Origin of the sequence: Pseudomonas sp. B21-036 (assembly GCF_024748925.1) — a bacterium.
Lineage (GTDB): Bacteria > Pseudomonadota > Gammaproteobacteria > Pseudomonadales > Pseudomonadaceae > Aquipseudomonas > Aquipseudomonas palmensis.
The window spans coordinates 3717413-3736475 of sequence record NZ_CP087178.1; the positions used below are offsets into that span (position 1 = coordinate 3717413).

The following is a 19063-nucleotide window of genomic DNA, read 5'->3' on the forward strand; positions in this document are numbered from 1 at the left end:
TGTTCAGGTCCGCCGGCGCGCGCGCCGGCTGCGGTAAGTGTCGAGAACCACGGCGATCACGATGACCGCCCCGGTGATGATGCGTTTGGTCGGCTCGCTGGCGCCGATCTGCGCCAGCCCTGCGGCCAGCACCGAAATGATCAGCACACCGAAGAAGGTGCTGATGACCGAACCGCGACCGCCCATCAGGCTGGTGCCGCCGATCACCACGGCGGCAATCACCTGCAGCTCCAACCCGGAGCCGGCGTTGGGGTCGGCGGCCTCCAGCCGCGAGATCTGGAACAGCGCCGCCAGGCCGGCCAGCAGGCCCATCAGCGAGAACACCAGGATCTTGTACGGGCGCGGATCGATGCCGGCCAGGCGCACGGCCTCTTCGTTGGTGCCGATGCCGATCAGGTAACGGCCGAACACGGTGCGGGTCAGCACCAGTTGCGCCACCACGATCACCAGCAAGGCGATGATGAAGGCCGGCGAAATGCCGAAGGCCACCGGCTCCGACAGCCAGGCAAAGGCATCACCGATGTACGCGGTGCGCGAGTCGGTGAGCTGGTAGGCCACGCCACGCGCCATTTCCAGCACACCCAGCGAGACGATGAACGAAGGGATGCGCCAGGCCACGGTGATCGAGCCGGTAAGGGTCCCGGCCAGTGCCGCGCACCCCATGCCGAGCAGTGCCGCCGGCAGCACGCTCCAGCCCCAGCCCAGAATCGCCACGCTGACCGCCGACGCGGCCAGGGCCAGTACCGAGCCCACCGACAGGTCGATGCCGCCGATGATCAACACGAAGGTCATGCCCACCGCCAGCACCATCAGGTCGGGGATCTGGTTGGCCAGGGTGCTGAAGGTGCCGTACGACAGAAAGTGGCTGCTCAGCAACGAGAACAGCACCACCATCGCCAGCAGCGCACCGGCCAGGCCCAGGTAGGTCCCCAGGCCGAGGTAGGTACCGCTGCGCCGGGCCGGTGGGCCAGGCGGTGTGTCTATCGGGGAGGTGTTCATGCGGGGTTCCTGGGCACTGCGTCTTGCAGCAGCGCGTCACGTTTCTGATAGCCGGCAAAGGCGGCGGCCAGTAGCTGGTCCTGGCTCCAGTGCTCACGCTCGAAGGTTTCAATCAGGCGCCCTGCCGAAAGCACGCCGATGCGATCGCAGATCAGCATCAGTTCGCGCAGGTCGCTGGACACCACCACCAGCGCCTTGCCCTGGCGGGTCAGCTCGGCGAGCAGCCCATAGATGTCGAACTTGGCGCCCACATCGATACCGCGCGTGGGCTCGTCGAACAGCAGCACGGCGCAGTCGCGCTCCAGCCAGCGGCCGATCACCACCTTCTGCTGGTTGCCACCCGACAGCTCGCCCACCGTTTGTGCGGGCCCGGCGCTGCGGATGCGCATGGCCTGGATCTGGCGCTCGGCCAGGGCACGCTCGGCAGCACCATCCACCAGGCCCGCGCGTGAGATCGCCGGCATGTTGCCCAACGCCAGGTTGGCACTGACCGACTGCGACAACAGCAGGCCTTCGCCCTTGCGGTCTTCGGTAATCAGGGCCACGCCGTGGCGCACTGCAGCCATGGGCGAGTCGATGTGCACCGGGCGCAGCGGGCTGCCCAGCTCGATGCTGCCACTGTCGGCCGTGTCGGCACCGAAGATCAGGCGCAGCAGCTCGGTACGCCCGGCACCGATAAGCCCGGAGATGCCGAAGATTTCGCCGCTGCGCACCTCGAACGAGACGTCCTGCACCTTGTCGCCCCGGCCCAGGCCGCTGACACGCAGTACCGGCTCGCCGATCGTGCGGCGCCCCAGGTCGATATGCTCGCCCAGCTCGCGCCCCACCATCAGGTTGACCAGTTGCTCGCTGCTGTAGCGCTGCATCGGTTCCACGCACACCAGCTTGCCGTCGCGCAGCACGGCAATGCGCTGGGCGATGCGCTTGAGCTCTTCGAGGCGGTGGGAAATGTAGATGATCGACACACCCCGTTGCTGCAGGCGCTCGATCTGGCGGAACAGCAGCTCCACCTCGCGTGCGGTGAGCATCGCGGTGGGCTCGTCGAGAATCAGCACATGGCAGTCGCCGATCAGGTTGCGGGCGATCTCCACCATCTGCTGATGGCCGATGCCCAGCTCGCCGACCAGCGTATCGGGGTCGATCGCTTCGAGCCCCACCTGCGCCATTGCCGCGGTCGCCAGTTGGCGCAGGCGCGTGCGATTGACCCAGCCGGCGCGGCTGGGCAGGTTGTGCAGAAACAGGTTCTCGGCCACGCTCAGGGTCGGCAGCAGGTTGAGCTCCTGCATCACCATGCGCACGCCCTGGCGCTCGGCCGCGGTGCGGCTGGCGGGCTGATACACCTGGCCCTGGTAGAACATCTGCCCGGTGGTGGGGGTTTCGAGCCCGCCGATGATCTTCGACAGGGTGCTCTTGCCCGCACCGTTCTCGCCAGTCAGGGCCAGCACTTCGCCGCGCAGCAGGGACAGTTCGATATCGCCCAGCACGGGCTGGGCGTAGGTCTTGCCGATTGCACTGACCGACAACACGACATCCGCAGTCGCCGACATAAGGTGTTCTCCTGGCGCCCGCACCACGGCAGGCACCGTCAGCGGGCTAGGGCTGCTTGACCAGCTCGACCGGGGTCTGGATGACGTTGTCGGCATCCACGTCCGGCTTCTCGCCGCGCAGCATCTTCAGGGCCGCCTCGATACCGAACACCGCCTGTTTGGCGGCGTATTGATCGGCCGTGGCCAGCACACGACCGTCGCGCAGCATCGGCTGGATCGCCTTGATGTTGTCGTAGCCCACCACCTGCACCGCACCGACCTTGCCTGCCGCGCGCACCGCCGACACCGCGCCGAGCGCCATGCTGTCGTTGCCGGCCAACAACGCCTTGAGATCGGGGTATTCGTTGAGCATGGCCGAGGCCACGGCATTGCCCTTGTCGATCTCCCAGTTGCCCGATTGCACCGAGACGATCTTGATCTTGGCTGCCTCCATGGCGTCCTTGAAACCGGCGGTACGCTGCTGGGCGTTGGTGGTGGTCGGCACGCCCTCGATGATGCCGACCTGATCGCCCACGCTCAGGCGGGTGGCCAGGTACTCGCCCACCAGGCGCGCGCCCTTGCGGTTGTCGGGGCCCACGAAGGGCACGCTGAGGTTCTTGCTCTTGAGCACATCCGGGTCGAGGCGGTTGTCGATGTTGACCACGGTGATCCCCGCGTCCATGGCCTTCTTGACCACTGGCACCAGGGCCTTGGAATCGGCCGGGGCAATCACCAGCGCGTTGACGCCGGAGACGATCATCTGCTCGACGATGCGGATCTGGTTGCTGGTATCGGACTCGTCCTTGATGCCATTGGACACCAGGTCGAACTCGCCTGCGTGGTCTCTCTGGTAGGCCTTGGCGCCGTCTTCCATGGTGAGGAAGAACTCGTTGGCCAGCGACTTCATCACCAGGGCCACCTTGGGCTTGGCGGTGTCGGCATGGGCGTGGCTGAAGGGTACGGCGGTGGCGAGGGTGGCCAGCATGGCAACGGCCAGCAGGCGTCCAGCGAAGGGCAGCGTCATGGGTTCACTCCGAATCTTATGATTTTTGTCGGGTCGCAAACGTTTGCGGTTAACAACTATGGAAACGCTACCGGGTTTTGTCAAATCTGCCGACCGCCCTTCATGGCCCCAATAGTGCCGGGAATTATCCTTAAAATCTTCGGAAAACCGAACATCCGGCACCGCAATAATTCGGGTTTCCGAAAGCAGTGCCAGGCAATACGGGGCATAAGCCTAAATAAATTTCTTATAAATCAATGAATTGACGTCAACGCTCAGTTAATTGGGCAACTGGTACGCTTTCTGCTGAACTTGTGTGGGCAACACAGCAATTTCACTCATAAGGAACAATAACGATGAAAGCTGCGCTTCACTCCTTCGCTCCGGCCGCCCTGGCCCTGTTCATGTTCTTCCCTGCTGGCGCCTACGCCAAGGAAGCCGAAACCCAACAGAAACTCGCGAACGTGGTTATCCTCGCCACCGGCGGCACCATTGCCGGTGCTGGTGCCAGCGCCGCCAACAGCGCTACCTATCAAGCCGCCAAGGTGGGCGTCGACAAGCTGATTGCCGGTGTTCCGGAGCTGGCCAACCTGGCCAACGTACGCGGCGAGCAGGTGATGCAGATCGCCTCCGAAAGCATCACCAACGAAAACCTGCTGCAACTGGGCAAGCGCGTTGCCGAGCTGGCCGACAGCAAGGACGTGGACGGCATCGTGATCACCCACGGTACCGACACCCTCGAAGAGACCGCCTACTTCCTCAACCTGGTGGAAAAGACCGACAAGCCGATCGTGGTCGTGGGTTCCATGCGCCCCGGTACCGCAATGTCGGCTGACGGCATGCTCAACCTGTACAACGCCGTGGCCGTGGCCAGCGACAAGCAATCGCGCGGCAAGGGCGTGCTGGTGACCATGAACGACGAGATCCAGTCCGGTCGCGACGTGAGCAAGTCGATCAACATCAAGACCGAAGCGTTCAAGAGCGCCTGGGGCCCGATGGGCATGGTCGTGGAAGGCAAGTCGTACTGGTTCCGCCTGCCGGCCAAGCGCCACACGATGGATTCGGAGTTCGACATCAAGACCATCAGCAGCCTGCCTGCCGTGGACATCGCCTACAGCTACGGCAACGTCAGCGACACCGCCTACAAGGCACTGGCGCAAAATGGCGCCAAGGCCATCATCCATGCCGGTACCGGCAACGGTTCGGTGTCCTCGCGCGTAGTGCCGGCCCTGCAGGAACTGCGCAAGAACGGCGTGCAGATCATCCGTTCGTCCCACGTCAACCAGGGCGGGTTCGTGCTGCGCAACGCCGAGCAGCCTGACGACAAGAACGACTGGGTAGTGGCGCACGACCTGAACCCGCAAAAAGCGCGCATCCTGGCCATGGTCGCCCTGACCAAGACCCAGGACAGCAAAGAGCTGCAGCGCATCTTCTGGGAATACTGAGTGCAGTAGCCCGGCAGGCCGCCCTTCCTACAGCGGGGCGGCCTAACCTCTTGTAACCTCGCCACTTTTATTTTGCCCACGGTGCAGCAAAGCCTGCGCCGTGTGGTCACATGGGTTCTTTGAGCGACACGCAGTTGCGAAAAGCCTTACAGTAAAATACTGTATGCGCATACAGCAAAAACAAGGAACCTGTACCTGTGGCCACCTCCTCTGCCGCCAAGCCCGTCAGCAGCTACGAGCAACTGGGCATCCGCATTCAGAAAATCATCAACTCGCCAACCGCGCAGAAGTCCCGCGCGGCGCTGATCTTTCGCCTGGAGCACGAGTCGCCTGCCGACTGGGAGACCCTGCTCGAGGAAATCGCCGAAAACGACAACGTCACCCTGGCCTACCGGGATGACGGCGGCGTGCAGATTTTCTGGGTTGTGCCCAAGGAAGACTGAAGCCGTCGCCAGGCGCTGCCCGCCCACCCTGCTCCGACTTGTCGCCCTTCTGGGCGATGGTGTTATCCATAGAATCTGGAAGTAATGATGTTCAAGAATCTTGCAGCTGCAGTGATGCTGCTGATGTTGTTGTGTGGCCAGGTGTTTGCTGAAACGCGTATCGGCACCTGGAACCTGGAACACCTGAGCGACCGTTCCAACAAGGACTTCAAGGCCATTGCCAAGGTCGCCAAAAATGTGGATTTTCTGGCTGTGCAGGAGCTGATGAGCGAAGCGGCCCTGGACAAGCTGGCCAGGGAACTCAGCCGCCAGAGCGGCGAGCCCTGGAGCCACATGGCCTCCGATGCGGTAGGCAGGTCTTCGTACAAGGAAATGTATGGTTTCGTGTGGAAGGACAGCAAGGTCGCCTATGAAGACGGTGCGGTGTCCTACCTGGACCGCAAGAAGATCTTCGAGCGCGAGCCCTACTCCGCGCGCTTCAAGTCACTCACCGACAATGCCTATTTCGTGGTGGCCACGGTGCATATCGTGTACGGGAAAAAGCCGTCTGACCGGGTCGCTGAAATCGATGCGCTGTCGAGCTACTGGACCTGGCTGAAGGAAGTCTACCCCGGCAACAATCACATTCTGCTGATGGGCGACTTCAACATGCCACCCACTTCACCTGCCTGGAAGTCGCTCAATGCCGCCGCCAGACCACTGGTGGTCGCAGGCGCCAGCACGCTGTCCACAACCGACGGCAAATTCGCCAACCTTTACGACAATATCTTCGTCAGCCATTCCTCGCCGCTGAAGGTCAACAGCGTGGGCGTGTACGACTACCCGAAACACCTGGGCATGACTCACCAGCAAGGCCGGGCGAACATCTCCGATCACGCGCCGATATTCCTGCGTGCAGAGCTGGGGCAAGGCAAGGGCACGGCCACGACCGCCGCTTCACCGGCAAGACCCGCCGCACCCGCCAAAACCAAGGCTGCAACTGTGGCCGACGCCACCGGGCAAGTGCGCGGCAACCGGGCCAAGAAGCGCTACCACCGCCCGGACTGCCCGTCGTACAACAGCATTGCCGAAAAGAATCGGGTCGAGTTCAGCAGCGAATCTGCCGCCCAGGCAGAGGGCTACAGCATCGCCGGCAACTGCCAGAAGGCCAGCTGAGGGGATAACGGTGCAGCCTTGACGCCAAGGCTGCACCTGAAGATCACTTGACCAGCTGGAACTGACTGGCGCCCTGCAACTCCAGACGCGGCACGCCCTTGTACTGCTCGATACGCCCTATCACGCACACCGTGCGCCCCTCCAGCGGCTGCGCCAGCAACGAGGCGAACGCCGGGCGATGCTCGCCCCATACCACCAGCCCCAACCGTCGCTTGCTGGGGAAGCTGGCACCCAGGTCGATCCAGGTCGGCTGGCCCCTGGACGACGGTTTGTAGGTCACCTTCATGATCGGGCCCAGCACCGCAGCGCTCTGCCCGATATGGTCGGCGGCCTGACGCCAGTCCAGCGGGTTGTCGCAGGTGGCGCCCTGCAAGGTGGCGGGTGACGCCGGCGCCGCCACTGCCTGGCTGACCACGGCCGAGCCTGCAACCGACTCGGTGCCCTTGAACGCAAACACCACGATCAGAACCCCGATCAGCGCAGTGAATGACATGATCGTGTACTTCATGACCGAAACCTCCTTGTTGAGCCCTTTGATCCGGCTGCCCTGCGCCTGCGCCAACTGCTGCACGCTGGCGCTCTGGCGCGTGCTCGACAGCAGGTCGTGGGCTTTTTTTCGCTCGGCATCGAGCAGTACGCTGATATCCCGAGCGCAACGCTGCGGGTGATCCCTGACGTCGCGGTTGGCAAAGCGCAGCACCCGCCAGCCCTGGGAAGTGAGTGCAGACTGACGCCGCTGCCAGTCGATGAACTCGGGGTGCGACATGCCGGTGCCCGTACCGCTTTTGTCATAGCCATCGATTTCGATGGCGATGCGCACGTCTCCCTCTTCATTGATGACAAGGTCGCAGTAGCGTTGCTTGCCGTCATTGTCCTTGAAGGGGTATTGCGCACTCAGCGACTCGTAACGGATGCCCGCCACGAGGCTGAGCACGTTGCTAGCGAACAATCGTTCGTAGTCACTGCCGAACCGCGCCGCATTGGCCTTCAACCACTCGTCCTGGGTCATGTCCTGTCGTCTGCGCTGGAAAGTCGGGCCGGTGCAAAAGCACCCACTCTCGACCGATGCAGTCAAAAAGCCATAACGCAGCCGAGCCGCCGATTCTGGCCGACTCTGTAGGAAAAGTCGATTTTCAAGTGGGATCAGACGGCGGTCATTCGGGCGACTTCGCCGGCAAGGCCGGCCCGTGCAGGGGGTGACCGGTGGCGCTCAACATGGCTTCGCCCACTGCTGGTTTGCCCGACGCCTTCAACCCCTGGGCGGCGCCCTGGATATCCCGCGCCTCCTTGTTCTGGCCCAGCTTGAATTTGCCGACCAGACGGGTGATCTCGATCTCGAGCCCGACGATGGCCTTGAGCATGTCGCGGATGTAGTCCTTCGGCGCGTCGGACATCTTCCACGGCACGGGCTGGGATGCTTCGTGGGTTCGCGTGAGCAGCGCCACCAGGCCACGCACGTAGTGCTCGTCATCGTGCAAGGTCACGCGGCCATGGGCGTGCACCACCTGATAGTTCCAGGTGGGCACCTGTTTGTGGGTCTCGTGCTTGCTGGGGTACCAGTTGGGCGAGATGTAGGCATCGGCGCCGCGGAAGATCACCAGCACTTCATCGCCATCCTTGAGTTCGCGCCACAGCGGGTTGGCCCGCGATACGTGAGCATGCAGCACCCCCTGCGTGCCCTCCTGCGGCTTGAAGTGGAACGGCAGATGGTTGGCATCCAGCCCACCCTCGCCGTGGCTGACCAATACACCCAGCGGGTTCTGCATGATCAGTTGATGCAGCACCTCGGGGCGCGACTCGTTGAAAGACTGCGGTACGTACATGGTTTGCATCCATCCGGCACAGGGCGATGGCAAATTGTGTGGCGCAACTGGCCCATGGTATAGATCCACTATCGAACAAAATGACTGGACCAGAAAACATGGCGCGCAAAGCCAACGTGGTGGATATTCCTTCGCTGGGCACGCTGGACCGCAGCAGCGGCCAACTGGGGCGCCAACTGGCCCAGGCGCTGCGTGCGGCGATCCGGCGCGGCGACCTCAAGCCCGGCGAGGCGCTGCCCTCGACCCGCATGCTGGCCAGATCGCTGATGATCGCGCGGGGCACGGCCATCGAGGCGTTCGAGCAACTGACGGCCGAGGGGTTTCTGGAGTCCCGCGGCCGTGCCGGCACGCGGGTCGCGCACAGCCTTGAAGAGCCACCTGCCGCGCACACGACAGGTGTGGCGCGGCCCGCCGCCAGCTCGGCACGCATCGAACGCTTTGCACAACTTGCCCGCCGCTTCGGCGAGGTACCCCAGGTACCGTTCGCCGTCTCGGTACCGCTGGGCAAGGCCGCGCCGGATGATATCTGGCGGCGCCTTGGCAACCGGGTGCGCGCCCGCGGCCCGGGTGCCCCTGCCGGCTATGGCGACCCGCTGGGGGAAATCGAGCTGCGCGAGGCGGTGGTGGACTATGTGCGCAAATCCCGCTCGGTACGCTGCGAGGCCAGCCAGGTGATCATCACCTCCGGCACCCAGCAGGGCCTGTACCTGGCCTGCCAGGTGCTGCTGGACATCGGCGACTTCGCCTGGGTCGAAGACCCGGCCTACCGCGGTATCACCGCCATTCTCGAAAGCGCCGGGCACAGCGGGCAGATGGTGCGCGTACCGGTGGACGCCGAGGGCATGGACGTGGAACACGCCGTCGCCACCTGCCCCCACGCCCGCGCCGCCTTCGTCACCTCTTCGCACCAGTACCCGCTGGGCATGCCGATGAGCATGACCCGGCGCGAGGCACTGCTGAGCTGGGCCAGAACCCACAATGCATGGGTGATCGAGGACGACTACGACGGCGAGTTGCGCTATGCAGGGCACCCATTCCCCTCGTTGCAGGGGCTGGACCCTGAACGGGTGATCTACCTGGGCACCTTCAGCAAGATCCTGTTCCCGTCACTGCGCCTGGGCTATGCGATCGTGCCGCCGGACCTGGTGGACGCCTTCTGCGGTGCCCGCGTGCTGATGGACCGTCATCCGGCCAACGCCGACCAGCAGGTACTGGCGGCCTTCATCAACGAAGGCCATCTGGACCGGCACATCCGCCGCATCCGCGGTGTGTACGCCACCATCCACCGCCAGGTGAACGAAGCGGTGGCGCGCTGGCTGGAGCCTGAGCTGGCCTGGTTGCAACCGACCGACCAGGGCATGCACCTGGTGCTGTGGCTGGCAGCCGGTATCGACGACAGGCAGGTAGCGGACCAGGCCGCAGAGGCCGGGGTGGTGGTGCGCGCGGTATCCCCCATGTATGCGGGGCCGCACGGCAGGCCCGGGCTGGTGCTCGGCCTGGGTGGGTTCAGTGGCGAAGCCATCGATGCGGCGATGCAGCGCCTGGCACGGGTGATCGAAAGCGCCAGCGTTCAGGCCAGCGCCTGCAGGTAGGCGCTGGCCTGTTGATAGCGCTGCAGGCGCGCGATGTCTTCGGGGCCGGGCATAGCGATGCGCGAAAGGTCGCTGTTGTCGGCAAGGTCGGCAAGCTTTACCACCCGTGCCAGCGGGTCGCTGCCCAGCCGCGCGACGAAGGCCTCGTAGCTTTCGTCATCGCGCCGGCTCAGCGCCTGCACCGCCGCCAGTATCTTCAGGGCGAAGCCTTCGCGGGCCAGGTCCGACAAGCTCATGCTGGTATCTTCAAGCACGTCGTGCAGCACCGCGACGATGCGCTGTTCGGTGGTCTGCACCCTCAGCATCACCCGCAACGGGTGCAGGATATACGCAGTGCCGCCCTTGTCCTGCTGCCCTTCATGGGCCCTGGCGGCAACCGCAATGGCTCGCTCCAGTGTGGACATAAGCCCCCTCCTCTAACCCTCGCGCCGTCGCAGGCGCGCCATGCTGCAGGCATCGGTGAACACACCGTCACGTAAAGCATAGTCGCGCAAATGCCCTTCCACCTCGAAGCCGTGGCGCCGGTACAGCGCCAGTGCCGGCTGGTTATCGGCGTAAACAGTGAGTTCGACGCGCTGCAGGCCCATCCAGTTGTCCGCCACCTCGAGCACCGCCGACAACAGCCGTGTGCCCACCCCCTGCCCTTGCCAGGCCGGGGCGACGCCCATGCCGATGCCGCCGCAATGACCGCGACGTACACGTATGAACTGCTCGAGCGTACAGCTGCCGATCACCTCGCCTTGATGTAAGGCCACCAGAAACACCATTCGTTCGTTGTCGGTGGCGATGCGTTTGCGCCACAGGTCGGCGCTCTGATACGGCATCTGCAGCACCTGCCGCGCCACCTGCGGGTGGTTGTACAGGGCCGTGAGCCCCTCGACGTGCTGTTCGGTACAACGTTGAAGGGTAATGGCGAAGGGCGAATCACTCATGACGGCTCATCCTTGAAGACAAGCCGTGAGTGTAAGAGGCGCCGCCGCGTGCTGGCTAGCGCTCGGCGCCGTGCTGGATGACCACCGAATCGGTACCCAGGCGCGCCATCACATCGTTCTTGCTGGCCAGGGCCTCCTCTTTGGTCGGGTAAGGGCCCAGCAGTACCACCGGCTTGCCGTCGCGGTACACCACCGAGGATGGAATCTGTTTTTCGATCAGGCGCGCGGTCATGTCGCTGAGGGCGCCCATGTTCGGGCCCTGGATGATCTCGACGTCCCAGCCTTCGGGCGCGGGCTGGTCGGCCAGGGCATCGGCACGGCGCTGCAGGTCGGCACCACCGCAGATTTCGCGGATGCGCAGGTCGCCGCCGGTTTCGTCGATGATGATCTGGTAGTCGTCGCCCTGCTTGATGGCCACGTAGCTGCGGTAAGGCTGGAACACACCGGCCGCGTCCTTGCCACGGAACTGGCCGCAGATATCGCCCTGCTTGTTGAATCGCACGTTGGCGAACTTGGCCGTCTTCGGGTTATCCAGATGCTCGGCAACCTGCTTGTGTACCCGTTCGGCATCGTTGTCACAGCCGGCCAGGGCCAGCACTGCCATTACCACCGCCACTTTGCGCACGCGTCTATCTCCAGGTTTCAAGCGGCGGATTTTAGCATCTGTGCAAGGCCGGGGGTTACAATCACCCGGCCTTGAACTTCCATAGGGCATTCCATGCGCCAGGTACTGCTGATTATCGACGTACAACCCTCGTTCAACCCGCCGCAATGGCTGGTAGACGGCATAGCATCACTGATCGGCCGCATGCCGTCGGTGGCGAGCGTGGAGCGCCATGATGAATCGGTGACCCCGTTTCAACGTCAGCTGGGCTGGCAACCGGCGGCGCACGACCAGAGCCTGGTGGCGGCAGATCGTATCTTCATCAAGCATGGCTACGCCCCGACGGCCGAGATGCTGGATTACCTCAGGCAATTGAACCCCGAGCGCGTGCTGGTGTGCGGCATACAGACCGACACCTGCGTGCTGGCGGCGGGGTTCGCGCTGTTTGATGCGGGGCTGCAGCCGACCCTGATCAGCGACCTCACGGTAGGGTCGTCGCTGGATCGGTCGGGGCAGTTGGGGGTGAGCCTGTGGCGGCATCATTTCGGGCACGTGGTGAGCACGCAACAGTTGCGGTGAAGGCTTCGCCGGCATTGGCGGCGAAGCGGCCAGCACAAGCCATCCCTCATTCGCGGATGCAATCCACCGTATACACGTCCCCCACCTCATGCTGCAGCCCGTGCACATCGGCCACAAACCCGGGGAACCCACGGTCGAACGCCCGTGCAAAGCTCAGGTAGTCGATGATCGAGCGTGTCGACTCGGTAAAGCGCTCCCCGGGCATGATCAACGGAATCCCCGGCGGGTACGGCACCAGCATCACCGCCGCCACCCGCCCGATCAGGCGCTCGATCGGCACCGCCTCGACCTCACCGCGCACCAGCTTGTCATACGCATCCCCCGGCTTCATCACCACCTCGGGCAAACGCGTGTACAAGCGCTTGAGCTGCTTGGCCGTGGCGTTGGCGCGGTAGCATTCGTGCAACTGCTCGCACAGGTCGCGCAGGCCCATGCCGTGGTAGCGCAACGGGTCCAGCTGCGCCACGCACGGCAGGCTCTGCAGCAGCGCGGTATTGGCGTCGTAGTTGCGCTTGAACTCCAGCAGTTCGGTGAGCAAGGTGCTCCACTTGCCCTTGGTGATCCCCATCGAGAACAGCACCAGAAACGAATACAGGCCGGTCTTCTCCACCACCAGCCCGCGCTCCCACAGGAACTTGCTGACCACTGCCGCAGGAATACCATGCTCGCCCAGGCTGCCGCCCGCATCCAGCCCCGGCATCACCAGCGTGACCTTGATCGGGTCGAGCAGCACGTAGTCTTCGCTCACATCGCCAAAACCGTGCCATTCGGCCTGGGGTTGCAGCAGCCAGTCCTCGGTCGCCACGCGGTGAATGCCACCCACCTGCGGCGGTTGCCAGATACTGAACCACCAGTCGTCGTCGGCCAGGTGCTCGCGCAGGTTGGCCAGCGCACGCCGGAAGCTCAGCGCCTCGTCGAACATTTCCTGCAGCAGCGAGCGCCCAGCCGGGCCTTCCATCATCGCCGACGACACGTCCAGCGAGGCCAGGATGCTGTACTGCGGCGAGGTGGAGATATGCATCATGAACGCCTCGTTGAATCGATCACGGTCGAGCTGGCGTGCACCGCCGTCCTGTACGTGGATCATCGAGGCCTGGCTGAACGCGGCCAGCAGCTTGTGGGTGGAATGGGTGCTGAACACCAACGGGCTGTCGGCACTGCGCGAAGTACCCATGGCGTAACGCCCGGCAAAGAATTCGTGAAACGCCGCGTAGGCGTACCAGGCCTCGTCGAAATGCAGCACCTCGACACTGCTGCCCAGCACCTGCTTGATCATCTCGGCGTTGTAGCACAGCCCGTCATAGGTGGAGTTGGTCACCACCGCCATCTTCACCCGCGGCTCGCGCCCTGCGGCCAGCGGGTTGGCTTCGATCTTGGCCTGGATCGCCTCGCGGCTGAACTCGCTCAGCGGGATGGGGCCGATGATGCCCAGCTCGTTGCGCTCCGGACACAGGTACAGGGGGATTGCGCCGGTCATGATGATTGCGTGCAGCACCGACTTGTGACAGTTGCGATCCACCAGCACCAGGTCGTCACGCCCGACCATCGAGTGCCAGACGATCTTGTTGGCGGTGGAGGTGCCGTTGATCACGAAGAAGGTGTGGTCGGCGCCGAAGTTGCGCGCCGCACGCGCTTCGGCCGCTGCCAGGGGGCCGGTATGGTCGAGCAGCGAACCCAGCTCCGGCACCGACACCGACAGGTCCGAACGCAGGGTGTTCTCGCCGAAGAACTGGTGAAACGCCTGGCCCACCGGGCTCTTGCGATACGCCACGCCACCGCCATGGCCCGGCGTGTGCCAGGAGTAGTTCGATTGCGCGGTGTGCTGCACCAGGGCCTTGAAAAACGGCGGCAGCAGGCCGTCCAGGTAGTTGTGCGCCGCCCGCGCCACTTGCCGGGCCAGAAACGGCACGGTGTCTTCGAACAGGTAAAGGATGCCGCGCAACTGGTTCAGTTCGCTCATGGCGTCGGCTGGCGCGTTCTCCAGGGTCACCTGCTCGCCCAGTGCGAAGATCGGCAAGTGCGGTGCGCGCACACGCGCCAGGCGGATCAACTCGACCATGTTCTGCAGCAGGTGGGTGTTTTCCCCCGCGCCTTCGGCCGCAATCAGCATGCAGGCCAGGCCGTGGTGGGTGGCCGCTACCAGGCGGCCCTCGGCGTAGTCCACCGCCGGCAGAATGGTAAAGCCGTCCTGGGCCAGTTCCTGGGCAATGCCGCGCACGCGATCACCGGCCACACTGTCGGCCTTGATATCGCGGTGCACGATGAGTATCGGAAACTTGAGGTCCTTGTACATGGGCGCCGGCACCTTCTGAGCGACAGGCCGTGAGGCCGTTCATTTCAGGGTAGAAGGTCGGCGCCAGGTACGCGGCGGGATTTGCTTCAGCGGGCCTCGAGCAGTTGCTGCCACAAGGCGGGGCCACCGGTGGATTTTGCCACTGCTTCAAGGCGCGCCATGTGCGCTTGCAGCTCTGCCTCGGTGGCCGGGATGATGCGCCCCGGCTGACGCCCCACCAGCCGACGGATCTCGCTGCCCTGGCTGGACTGGCCTTCGCCCTCGCTGTCGCTGCCGGCCAGTGACAGGCTGGTCTGGCCGCCGGTCATGGCCAGGAACACGTCCGCCAGCAACTCGGAGTCGAGCAACGCGCCGTGCAGTTCGCGGCCGGAGTTGTCTACGCCATAGCGTTTGCACAAGGCATCGAGGCTGTTGCGCTGGCCCGGGTGACGCTCGCGGGCCATCAGCAGGGTGTCGAGCACCTCGCAGTGCTGTGCGATATCGGCGCGATCGTGCTGGCCGAGCATGGCGAATTCGTTGTTGATGAAACCAACGTCGAACGCCGCGTTGTGGATGATCAGCCGCGCGCCCTTGATGTACTCGAAGAACTCGTCGGCGATTTCGGCGAAACGCGGCTTGCCCACCAGGAATTCGTCGGTGATGCCGTGCACCCCGATCGCGCCCTCGTCGCTTTCGCGGTCGGGCTGCAGGTACACGTGGAAATTGCGTCCGGTCATGCGCCGGCCGACCAGCTCGATACAGCCGATCTCGATGATGCGGTGACCATCGGCCACCGGCATACCGGTGGTTTCGGTGTCGAGCACTACCGACCTGTTGTTCTGCATCTCCACGTCGGTCATCTCCTGCCGCGTACTGCCTGAATATTGAAAGCGGCGAATTTTACCTCACCCGGGGCAGGATGTGGCGAATTCGCTAAAGGGAGGGTTCAGCGTTGCTTGCGCAGATCGTCGACGCCGCGGTTGGCCAGCTGGTCGGCACGCTCGTTGCCGGCGTGGCCGACGTGCCCGCGCACCCACTGCCATTTCACGTTGTGGCGGTTGACCTGTTCGTCGAGCTGCTGCCACAGGTCGGCGTTCTTGACCGGCTCCTTGGCGGCGGTCTTCCAGCCACGCTTCTTCCAGTTGACCATCCACTCGGTGATGCCTTTCATCACGTACTGCGAGTCGGTCACCAGCAGCACATCACACTGGCGCTTGAGCGCCTCGAGGCCCTTGATGGCGGCCATCAGTTCCATGCGGTTGTTGGTGGTTTCGCGCTCGCCGCCCCACAGCTCCTTTTCGACGCCCTTGCAGACCAGCAGCGCGCCCCAGCCGCCCAGGCCAGGATTGCCCTTGCAGGCACCATCGGTGTAGATCTCGACGCTTTCGACGCTTTCGCTCATGTACAGCCTTTATTCATCATTGAAGGTGCGGCCCTCGGGGTGAGGCGTGCGCCGGTTGACCTTGGCCATCGGCAACGGCAGCAGCTTGCCCATCGGCTCGCGGCGCACCTGGCGCAGCGGGCGCAGGCCCACCACCATCTTGCGCGCCACCAGCACGTACACACCGCCACCGGATATCTGCCAGCGCCCGGCAGCACGCTCCCAGCCAGACAACCGTGCCTGCCAGGCCGGCGAGGCAAGCGGCGGACGATAGCACCCGAAGCGGCGTTTCTCCAGCGCGAAGCCCAGCAGGTTGAGCCAGTCGCCCACCCGCGACGGCGAGATGCAGCGCGCCTTGCGCAACGCATCATGGGCAAACACCCGGCGCAGGCCCCAGGTGCTCCAGGGGTTGATCCCGACGATCAGCAGGTGCCCGCCAGGGCGCACGCTGCTGGCCGCCTCGCGCAGCAGGCCGTGGGGCGAGAGGCTGAAGTCCAGCCCGTGCTGCAGCACCACCACGTCGGCGGCGTGCTCGCTCAGGGGCCAGGCCTGCTCCTCGCACACGATCTCGACGCCCGGCAGCGGCGCCCCCAGGCGCACGTTGCGTTGCACCTGCGGGGCATTGGGCGGTGCCTCGGCGCAAGGGCCGTAATGCACCAGGTAGCCACCGAAGAAGCGCCCCAGCTCCTCTTCGAGCAGGCGCTGTTCCCCGGCGAGCAGCTGCTGGCCCAGCGGGCCGGCGAACCACTCGCGCGCCTGGCTGATCAGCTCGAGCCACTGCGGGTCGGCCTGGGCAAAGGCTTGATCGGTCATTGCTGTCTCCCTTGGAAGGTTCTCGACAACGCACATAGCTACTAAGATGCACCCATGTCCACCGTTTGGCGAATCGCACGATGATACAGATACAGGCCCTGCCCGCTTTCAGTGATAACTACATCTGGTTGTTACAAGATGCCGTGAACCAGCGTTGTGCGGTGGTCGACCCGGGCGATGCCGCCCCCGTGCTGGCCTGGCTGCAGGCGCATGCCGACTGGCAACTGACCGACATTCTGATCACCCATCACCACCACGATCATGTGGGCGGCGTTGAGCAGCTCAAGGCGCACACCGGCGCCCGCGTCAGCGGCCCGGCCAACGAACGCATACCCGCCCGCGACCAGGCCCTGAACGACAATGACCGCCTCGAGGTACTGGGGCTTGAGTTCCAGGTGTTCGCCGTACCCGGCCACACCCTGGGGCACATCGCCTATTACTGTGCCCAGCCGCAGTTGCCGATGCTGTTCTGTGGCGACACGCTGTTCGCCGCCGGCTGCGGGCGCCTGTTCGAGGGCACGCCGGAGCAGATGCACCACTCGCTGGAGCGCCTGGCAGCGCTGCCGGCGGCCACCCAGGTGTATTGCGCCCACGAATACACCCTGAGCAACCTGCGCTTTGCCTGTGCGGTCGAGCCGCAGAACCCGCACGTTATCCAACGCTTCGAAGACGTTACCGCACTGCGCGCGCAAGATCGCATCACTTTGCCCTCCACCATCGCGCTGGAGAAGCTGACCAACCCGTTTTTGCGGGTAGCAGAAACATCCGTTAAACAAAAAATAGACGAACGGGTGGGCCGCATAAACCCTACGCCCAGTGCTGTTTTTGCAGGGTTGCGGGCCTGGAAAGACACGTTCTAAACAGGCGCTGTGAAGGTCGGAAAATTCTCAAAGGTTGACCGATGGGGGGTGCCTTTCTAGAATCGCCCGACATTTTTGCCCGGAACTTTCCCCCAGCCAATGTCGTCCCCTAGCCGCAGAACCTTCAATTCCGTTGCCCTGACGCGCCTGGCCCAAGCCAGTGCGCTGGCCCTGGCCGCCACCCTCGTGGGCTGCCAGAGCACGCGCCAGGTCGATGAATCCGATAGCGTTCGCGCGCACAACTTCCAGGCGCGGATCAAGCAGAAACCGATCTTCGTGCATGACAAGAAGCCGGTCGAGCCAGCCGTGGCCCAGGACGTCTGGGAACGCATGCGCCAGGGCTTCCAGTTGCAGGACGGCATTGCGGTGAACCCGCGCATCGAGCAGCAGCGCCTGTGGTTCGCCAGCAACCCTTCGTTCCTGGAAGGCGCCGGCGACCGCGGCAGCCTGTACATCCACTACATCGTCGAGCGTCTTGAAGAGCGCGACATGCCGCTGGAGCTGGCCCTGCTGCCGGCAATCGAAAGTGCCTACAACCCGATGGCCTATTCCCGCGCCCACGCGGTGGGCCTGTGGCAGTTCATCCCGTCGACCGGGCGCTACTTCAACCTGCGCCAGACGCGCTTCTACGATGGCCGTCGCGACATCACCGCCTCGACCAACGCGGCGCTGGACTACCTGACCCGCCTGCACGACATGTTCAACGGCGACTGGCTACTGGCCCTGGCGGCCTACAACGCCGGTGAAGGCACGGTCAGCCGCGCCATCGAGCGCAACGAGAAGCTTGGCCTGCCAACCGACTACTGGAACCTGCCGCTGCCCAAGGAAACCCGTGACTACGTGCCAAAGCTGCTGGCCCTGTCGCAGGTGGTGCTGACCCCGCAGGCGTATGGCGTGAACCTCAACCCGATTGCCAACGAACCCTACTTCGAAGCCGTGGCGATCAAGGACCGGCTCGACCTGTCGCGGGTCGCCGCACTGGCCGAGATCGACGAAGACGAGCTGTTCCAGCTCAACCCGGCCTTCAAGAAACGCATGACCGTGGACGGCCCGCAGCAATTGCTGGTGCCCACCGCCAAGGCGCAACTGCTGACCACCAGCCTGTCGAACATGAAGCCCGAAGAGCTGCTCAGCCTGCAGCCGAAAAAGGCGGTGTTCGAAGCAGCCCTGGCCGAAGCCTCGACGCCGGTGCGCAACAGCCGCTACCGGGTCAAGCGTGGCGACAACCTGGGCAGCATCGCCCGGGCCAACAAGGTCAGCGTCAAGGACCTGCAGCGCTGGAACAAGCTGCGCGGCAACAACCTCAAGGTCGGCCAGACCCTGGTGATGCAAGGTGCGCAGCCTGCCAGCGCGGCCGGCAACCAGAAGAAGCCTACCCAGTACAAGGTGCGCAAAGGCGATTCGCTGTACATGGTGGCCAAGCGTTTCAACGTTGAAATGCAGCACCTCAAGCGTTGGAATCCGCGCAGCGGCCACGCCCTCAAGCCCGGCCAGACCCTCACCGTCTACCTGCCGCACTGAGACCCGGGCCAGGCCTGCCTGGCCGCGGCCCCGGCGATCTCCGGGGCTGCTCTTTTTCCTGCCGATACAAGCTGTTACTGTAGCCGGAATAAAGCCCAAGCCCGGATCGGATCGC

The 19063-nt window shown here is 64.2% G+C and carries 19 protein-coding genes; 7 read left to right on the top strand and 12 right to left on the bottom strand.

Annotated features, from left to right (window positions below):
- Positions 1 to 3: 3 nt before the first annotated feature.
- From LOY33_RS16695 to LOY33_RS16705, 3 genes are read right to left on the bottom strand one after another with little or no spacing between them, the layout of a single operon-like run.
- Positions 4 to 999, bottom strand: coding sequence for an ABC transporter permease (locus LOY33_RS16695; RefSeq protein WP_054915267.1), 996 nt, complete (start codon positions 997 to 999; stop codon positions 4 to 6).
- Positions 996 to 2546, bottom strand: coding sequence for a sugar ABC transporter ATP-binding protein (locus LOY33_RS16700; RefSeq protein WP_088515220.1), 1551 nt, complete (start codon positions 2544 to 2546; stop codon positions 996 to 998). Before LOY33_RS16700 ends, LOY33_RS16695 begins: the two co-directional genes overlap by 4 nt.
- 46 nt (positions 2547 to 2592) lie before the next feature.
- Entirely contained in the window at positions 2593 to 3549 is a 957-nt protein-coding gene (locus LOY33_RS16705) for a sugar ABC transporter substrate-binding protein (RefSeq protein WP_043860814.1), read from the bottom strand.
- A gap of 335 nt (positions 3550 to 3884) precedes the next feature.
- Here LOY33_RS16705 and LOY33_RS16710 point away from each other — a divergent pair, with 335 nt between their 5' ends.
- The 3 genes from LOY33_RS16710 (at position 3885) to LOY33_RS16720 (ending at position 6571) form a co-directional block, all read left to right on the top strand.
- Positions 3885 to 4973: an asparaginase gene (locus LOY33_RS16710; protein ID WP_043860815.1), complete on the top strand. Its 1089-nt coding sequence runs from the start codon at positions 3885 to 3887 to the stop codon at positions 4971 to 4973.
- Positions 4974 to 5170: 197 nt separating this feature from the next.
- Entirely contained in the window at positions 5171 to 5416 is a 246-nt protein-coding gene (locus tag LOY33_RS16715; RefSeq protein ID WP_043860816.1) for a DUF1654 domain-containing protein, read from the top strand.
- An 87-nt stretch (positions 5417 to 5503) separates the two neighbouring features.
- A complete protein-coding gene (locus LOY33_RS16720; RefSeq protein WP_258659425.1) occupies positions 5504 to 6571 on the top strand; it encodes an endonuclease/exonuclease/phosphatase family protein in 1068 nt (355 codons plus the stop codon).
- 43 nt (positions 6572 to 6614) lie between these two features.
- Here LOY33_RS16720 and LOY33_RS16725 read toward each other — a convergent pair whose 3' ends face one another.
- Together LOY33_RS16725 and LOY33_RS16730 are read right to left on the bottom strand one after the other, a co-directional pair.
- Entirely contained in the window at positions 6615 to 7580 is a 966-nt protein-coding gene (locus LOY33_RS16725; RefSeq protein WP_078479643.1) for a DUF559 domain-containing protein, read from the bottom strand.
- 145 nt (positions 7581 to 7725) lie between these two features.
- On the bottom strand, positions 7726 to 8394 hold the full coding sequence (locus LOY33_RS16730; protein ID WP_078479642.1) for an FMN-binding negative transcriptional regulator: 669 nt from the start codon (positions 8392 to 8394) through the stop codon (positions 7726 to 7728).
- Positions 8395 to 8492: 98 nt separating this feature from the next.
- Between LOY33_RS16730 and LOY33_RS16735 the strand changes: the two genes are divergently transcribed.
- Positions 8493 to 9986, top strand: coding sequence for a PLP-dependent aminotransferase family protein (locus tag LOY33_RS16735; protein ID WP_043860820.1), 1494 nt, complete (start codon positions 8493 to 8495; stop codon positions 9984 to 9986).
- Here the strand turns inward: LOY33_RS16735 and LOY33_RS16740 are convergent.
- From LOY33_RS16740 to LOY33_RS16750, 3 genes are read right to left on the bottom strand one after another with little or no spacing between them, the layout of a single operon-like run.
- Positions 9965 to 10390 carry an HD domain-containing protein gene (locus LOY33_RS16740; protein WP_043860821.1) on the bottom strand — a complete coding sequence of 142 codons (426 nt, stop codon included), beginning with the start codon at positions 10388 to 10390 and terminating at the stop codon, positions 9965 to 9967. The two genes, LOY33_RS16735 and LOY33_RS16740, sit on opposite strands and share 22 nt — an antisense overlap.
- A gap of 12 nt (positions 10391 to 10402) precedes the next feature.
- Entirely contained in the window at positions 10403 to 10918 is a 516-nt protein-coding gene (locus LOY33_RS16745) for a GNAT family N-acetyltransferase (RefSeq protein WP_043860822.1), read from the bottom strand.
- 55 nt (positions 10919 to 10973) lie between these two features.
- Positions 10974 to 11543: an SPOR domain-containing protein gene (locus LOY33_RS16750; protein WP_054915273.1), complete on the bottom strand. Its 570-nt coding sequence runs from the start codon at positions 11541 to 11543 to the stop codon at positions 10974 to 10976.
- Between the two features lie 93 nt (positions 11544 to 11636).
- Between LOY33_RS16750 and LOY33_RS16755 the strand changes: the two genes are divergently transcribed.
- Positions 11637 to 12101: a cysteine hydrolase family protein gene (locus LOY33_RS16755; protein ID WP_043859730.1), complete on the top strand. Its 465-nt coding sequence runs from the start codon at positions 11637 to 11639 to the stop codon at positions 12099 to 12101.
- A 46-nt stretch (positions 12102 to 12147) separates the two neighbouring features.
- On the opposite strand, the gene LOY33_RS16760 is transcribed toward LOY33_RS16755, so the two are convergent.
- From LOY33_RS16760 to LOY33_RS16775, 4 genes are all read right to left on the bottom strand, one after another.
- On the bottom strand, positions 12148 to 14394 hold the full coding sequence (locus LOY33_RS16760; RefSeq protein ID WP_258659426.1) for an Orn/Lys/Arg decarboxylase N-terminal domain-containing protein: 2247 nt from the start codon (positions 14392 to 14394) through the stop codon (positions 12148 to 12150).
- A gap of 86 nt (positions 14395 to 14480) precedes the next feature.
- A complete protein-coding gene (dnaQ, locus tag LOY33_RS16765; RefSeq protein WP_229589435.1) occupies positions 14481 to 15233 on the bottom strand; it encodes a DNA polymerase III subunit epsilon in 753 nt (250 codons plus the stop codon).
- An 86-nt stretch (positions 15234 to 15319) separates the two neighbouring features.
- Positions 15320 to 15775 (bottom strand): ribonuclease HI, encoded by a 456-nt coding sequence (gene rnhA, locus LOY33_RS16770; RefSeq protein ID WP_043859728.1) that lies wholly within the window; start codon positions 15773 to 15775, stop codon positions 15320 to 15322.
- 9 nt (positions 15776 to 15784) lie between these two features.
- Positions 15785 to 16567 (bottom strand): class I SAM-dependent methyltransferase, encoded by a 783-nt coding sequence (locus LOY33_RS16775; RefSeq protein ID WP_043859727.1) that lies wholly within the window; start codon positions 16565 to 16567, stop codon positions 15785 to 15787.
- An 80-nt stretch (positions 16568 to 16647) separates the two neighbouring features.
- On the opposite strand from LOY33_RS16775, the gene gloB reads away from it, so the two are divergent.
- Together gloB and LOY33_RS16785 are read left to right on the top strand one after the other, a co-directional pair.
- Entirely contained in the window at positions 16648 to 17427 is a 780-nt protein-coding gene (gene gloB / locus LOY33_RS16780; protein WP_043859726.1) for a hydroxyacylglutathione hydrolase, read from the top strand.
- Between the two features lie 99 nt (positions 17428 to 17526).
- The gene (locus tag LOY33_RS16785; RefSeq protein WP_043859725.1) at positions 17527 to 18948 is read left to right on the top strand and encodes a LysM peptidoglycan-binding domain-containing protein; all 1422 of its coding nucleotides are present in this window, start codon (positions 17527 to 17529) and stop codon (positions 18946 to 18948) included.
- The last annotated feature ends 115 nt before the right edge of the window (positions 18949 to 19063 follow it).

Coding starts and splice junctions, on each gene's coding strand:
- LOY33_RS16695 (WP_054915267.1), bottom strand. CDS start 999: ATGAACACCTCCCCGATAGACACACCGCCTGGCCCACCGGCCCGGCGC.
- LOY33_RS16700 (WP_088515220.1), bottom strand. CDS start 2,546: ATGTCGGCGACTGCGGATGTCGTGTTGTCGGTCAGTGCAATCGGCAAG.
- LOY33_RS16705 (WP_043860814.1), bottom strand. CDS start 3,549: ATGACGCTGCCCTTCGCTGGACGCCTGCTGGCCGTTGCCATGCTGGCC.
- LOY33_RS16710 (WP_043860815.1), top strand. CDS start 3,885: ATGAAAGCTGCGCTTCACTCCTTCGCTCCGGCCGCCCTGGCCCTGTTC.
- LOY33_RS16720 (WP_258659425.1), top strand. CDS start 5,504: ATGTTCAAGAATCTTGCAGCTGCAGTGATGCTGCTGATGTTGTTGTGT.
- LOY33_RS16725 (WP_078479643.1), bottom strand. CDS start 7,580: ATGACCCAGGACGAGTGGTTGAAGGCCAATGCGGCGCGGTTCGGCAGT.
- LOY33_RS16730 (WP_078479642.1), bottom strand. CDS start 8,394: ATGTACGTACCGCAGTCTTTCAACGAGTCGCGCCCCGAGGTGCTGCAT.
- LOY33_RS16735 (WP_043860820.1), top strand. CDS start 8,493: ATGGCGCGCAAAGCCAACGTGGTGGATATTCCTTCGCTGGGCACGCTG.
- LOY33_RS16740 (WP_043860821.1), bottom strand. CDS start 10,390: ATGTCCACACTGGAGCGAGCCATTGCGGTTGCCGCCAGGGCCCATGAA.
- LOY33_RS16745 (WP_043860822.1), bottom strand. CDS start 10,918: ATGAGTGATTCGCCCTTCGCCATTACCCTTCAACGTTGTACCGAACAG.
- LOY33_RS16755 (WP_043859730.1), top strand. CDS start 11,637: ATGCGCCAGGTACTGCTGATTATCGACGTACAACCCTCGTTCAACCCG.
- LOY33_RS16760 (WP_258659426.1), bottom strand. CDS start 14,394: ATGTACAAGGACCTCAAGTTTCCGATACTCATCGTGCACCGCGATATC.
- dnaQ (WP_229589435.1), bottom strand. CDS start 15,233: ATGACCGACGTGGAGATGCAGAACAACAGGTCGGTAGTGCTCGACACC.
- rnhA (WP_043859728.1), bottom strand. CDS start 15,775: ATGAGCGAAAGCGTCGAAAGCGTCGAGATCTACACCGATGGTGCCTGC.
- LOY33_RS16775 (WP_043859727.1), bottom strand. CDS start 16,567: ATGACCGATCAAGCCTTTGCCCAGGCCGACCCGCAGTGGCTCGAGCTG.
- gloB (WP_043859726.1), top strand. CDS start 16,648: ATGATACAGATACAGGCCCTGCCCGCTTTCAGTGATAACTACATCTGG.
- LOY33_RS16785 (WP_043859725.1), top strand. CDS start 17,527: ATGTCGTCCCCTAGCCGCAGAACCTTCAATTCCGTTGCCCTGACGCGC.